3 protein-coding genes and 1 pseudogene are annotated in these 2847 nt (G+C 68.8%); 2 read left to right on the top strand and 2 right to left on the bottom strand.

What is annotated here, in order from left to right:
* Window positions 1-520: ROK family protein (locus AC5RUJ_RS13925; protein WP_494156025.1), on the top strand; the 520-nt coding region annotated here is incomplete at its 5' end.
* Between the two features lie 65 nt (window positions 521-585).
* On the opposite strand, the gene AC5RUJ_RS13920 is transcribed toward AC5RUJ_RS13925, so the two are convergent.
* On the bottom strand, window positions 586-1533 hold the full coding sequence (locus AC5RUJ_RS13920) for a D-2-hydroxyacid dehydrogenase family protein (protein ID WP_494127563.1): 948 nt from the start codon (window positions 1531-1533) through the stop codon (window positions 586-588).
* A 184-nt stretch (window positions 1534-1717) separates the two neighbouring features.
* A complete protein-coding gene (locus AC5RUJ_RS13915; RefSeq protein WP_494000850.1) occupies window positions 1718-2260 on the bottom strand; it encodes a YceI family protein in 543 nt (180 codons plus the stop codon).
* Between the two features lie 257 nt (window positions 2261-2517).
* Between AC5RUJ_RS13915 and AC5RUJ_RS13910 the strand changes: the two are divergent.
* Window positions 2518-2847, top strand: a pseudogene (locus tag AC5RUJ_RS13910) (molybdopterin-dependent oxidoreductase); the annotation flags it as partial.

Below are 2847 nucleotides of genomic sequence, written 5' to 3'. Positions count from 1 at the left end.
ATCGGGCCGGCTGCTGCACGGCTGCAACGGCGGCGCCGGCGAAGTGGGCACCCTGGAACTGGTGGACGGGGTGGGCAGCCAGGACGGCATCGCGCGGCTGGCCCGCTACTGGGGCAACGAGGCCCTGGCCTCCGGCAGGCCCACCTTGATCCGCGAACTGGTGGGGCCGGGCACCACGCGCGTGTCGGCCCGTTTCGTCTTCGAGGCCGCGGCCCGGGGAGACGCGGTGGCACAGGAAATCCTGGAGCGCATCGGCCAACGGATGGCCCGCGTGGTCGCGATACTGGGCACCTTCCTCAACCCGGAACTCGTGGTGATCGGCGGTGCGGTGGCCGCCTCGGCGTCGGCCCTGCTGCCCACCATCAACCGGGAACTCCCCAAGCTCACCGCGACGCCGCCGCGGGTGGCGGTCTCCGGGTTCGGCGATGCGATTGTGGCCACCGGAGCCGTGCGGCTGGCCCTGGATTACGTGGAGGAGCACGCCATGGAACTTGTCCCGGCCGGCATGGCGGCGAGCTAGGGGCGATTCGTAGGAGACTTCCCCCAAGCTGGCGGAAACGACGGCCTCCCGCGTGCCGCCGCCGGTCAGGTGAGGACGTTTATGGGCGCGCCGTCGAGGTAGGCCAGGATGTCCTCGAGCATCTGCGTGTACCCCCGCCTGTGGGCCTCCTCGGTGACGAAGCCGACGTGCGGGCTGAGGATCAGGTTAGGCACGTCGAGCAGCGGGCTGTCCTGCGGCAGCGGCTCCACGTCGTAGACGTCGAGCGCGGCGCCGGCGATCCGCCGTCCCGCCAGCGCAGCCACCAAGGCGTCCTCGTCCACCAGCGGTCCGCGCGAGGTGTTGACCAGCCGGCCGCCGGAACCCAGGAGGTCCAGCTCGGCGGCGCCGACAATCCCGCGGGTGGACTCCGCCAGCCTCAGGTGGACGCTGACGATGTCCGAGCGCCGGAACAGATCCTGCTTGGACACCCACTCCGCCCCGTGGCCGGCGGCGCGTTCCCGGGTCAGGTGCGGGCTCCACGCCAGTACGTCCATCCCGAACGCCTGCGCGTAGCGGGCCATCAGCTGCCCCAGCCTGCCCAGGCCCAGCAGCCCGAGGGTGGACCCGGCCAGGTCGACCCCCATCCGGGCCTGCCAGATCCCGGCCCGCACATCCCTGTCGTTCTGCGGGATTTCCCGGGCCACAGCCATCACCAGCGCCCAGGCCAGCTCGGCCGGAGCCTGCGTCGTTTTCTGTGTCCCGCACACGGTCACCCCGCGGGCGCGCGCGGCGTCCAGGTCGATCGATGCGTTGTGCATGCCGGTAGTGGTCACCAACTCCAAGCCGGGCAGCAGGTCCATCAGTTCGGCGGTGATGGGTGTCCGCTCGCGCATGGTGACCACCACCTGCGACCCTTCCAAGCGCTCGGCGAGAACGCCGACGTCGTCACAATGGTCCGTGAAACGCTCGACGGCGGTGCCCGCCGGCAACTGCTCCCACTGGGCGCTGCCCAGTGCGACGTCCTGGTAGTCATCGAGGATGGCGATCTTCACGATGCCAGCGTATCCGCACAGGGCCCCCGGGAGAGCCGGGGAGCCCCTGCTTCGCGGGCGCGGTGCCGGGTGCTTTGAGCTGCGCAGCCGGGCAAGCTCCGGATCAGCGCAGTTACGCCCGGGCGTTAACGCAGCAGGCAGGGCCCGGAACGGATCCGGGCCCTGCCTTTGGGTGTCGCGTGGGTTAGTTGGCCGGCAGCACGAAGGCCGAGTCAACCGTGATGGTGACCTTGTCGCCCACCAGCACGCCGCCAGCTTCCAGGGCGGCGTTCCAGGTGATGCCGAATTCCTTGCGGGAGATCTGCGTGGTGGCAGAGAAGCCGGCGCGGGTGGCGCCGAACGGGTCAACCGCCATGCCGCCGAATTCGACGTCGAAGACCACCGGCTTGGTGGTGTCCTTGATGGTCAGCTCGCCGGCCAGCCGGAACTCTTCGGGAGTGCCTTCGACGCTGGTGGCCTTGAAGGTCATCTCCGGGTACTGCTCCACGTTGAAGAAGTCTTCACCCTTGACGTGGGCGTCGCGGTTGTCATCGTTGGAGTCGAACGAGGCGGTCTTCACGACGGCTTCGACGGAGGAAGTGGCCAGGCTGTCGCCGACCACGAGGGTGGCGTCGGCGTCGGTGAATTGGCCGCGCACCTTGCTGATGCCGGCGTGGCGGACGGAGAAGCCGACCTCGGTGTGGGACTGGTCGAGATTCCAGGTTCCGGGGGTGAGCTGTACGGCCATTTGGTGCCTCCTGGTTGAAGTTAGGATGTGAAGCCCGGGTGAACTTCATGCTTATGCATCTACCGTAGCAGCTGATAGTTGAAGCGTCAACTAATGGCCGGTGAACGGCAGGCAACATTGTTTCGCCCGGCGCGGGAGGCCGCCCTGCCAACACCCACGGTGGTTGTCCTGCGCCCTGCTTCGGGTAGATGATCGGAGCAGGGCACGATGCCACCCGTTCGGAGACATCCGGCCCGTCATCGAGCGAAGGACACGGCATGGCAGCACCGCCAGCCACGAAGGCCACGCTGACCGGGCGGTCGCCGGCCATGCTGGCGGGCGTCGCGTCCGCGGCCGCACTCTTTGGCACGGCTGAACTGGCGGCAGCTTTTTTCGGCCCGGCCGCCTCCCCCTTCGGCTCGGTGGGCGCCGCCGTCGTGGAACTCTCCCCGACCTGGCTGACCGAATTCGCCATTTCGACTTTCGGGACGGCGGACAAACTCGTGCTGTTCATTGCGATGGCGATCGTTGCGGTGCTGATCGCCGCCGCGGCCGGCCTGCTCGCAGCCCGGCGCTGGACCGCGCGCCGGAGCGCAAACCACAGAACA

Source organism: Arthrobacter sp. Y3223164, from assembly GCF_059091005.1.
This window is presented reverse-complemented; position numbering and strand designations above follow the sequence as displayed.

Bases quoted from the DNA above. Each gene is read 5' to 3' on its own strand.
- AC5RUJ_RS13915 (WP_494000850.1), bottom strand. From the start codon at position 2,260: ATGGCCGTACAGCTCACCCCCGGAACCTGGAATCTCGACCAGTCCCAC.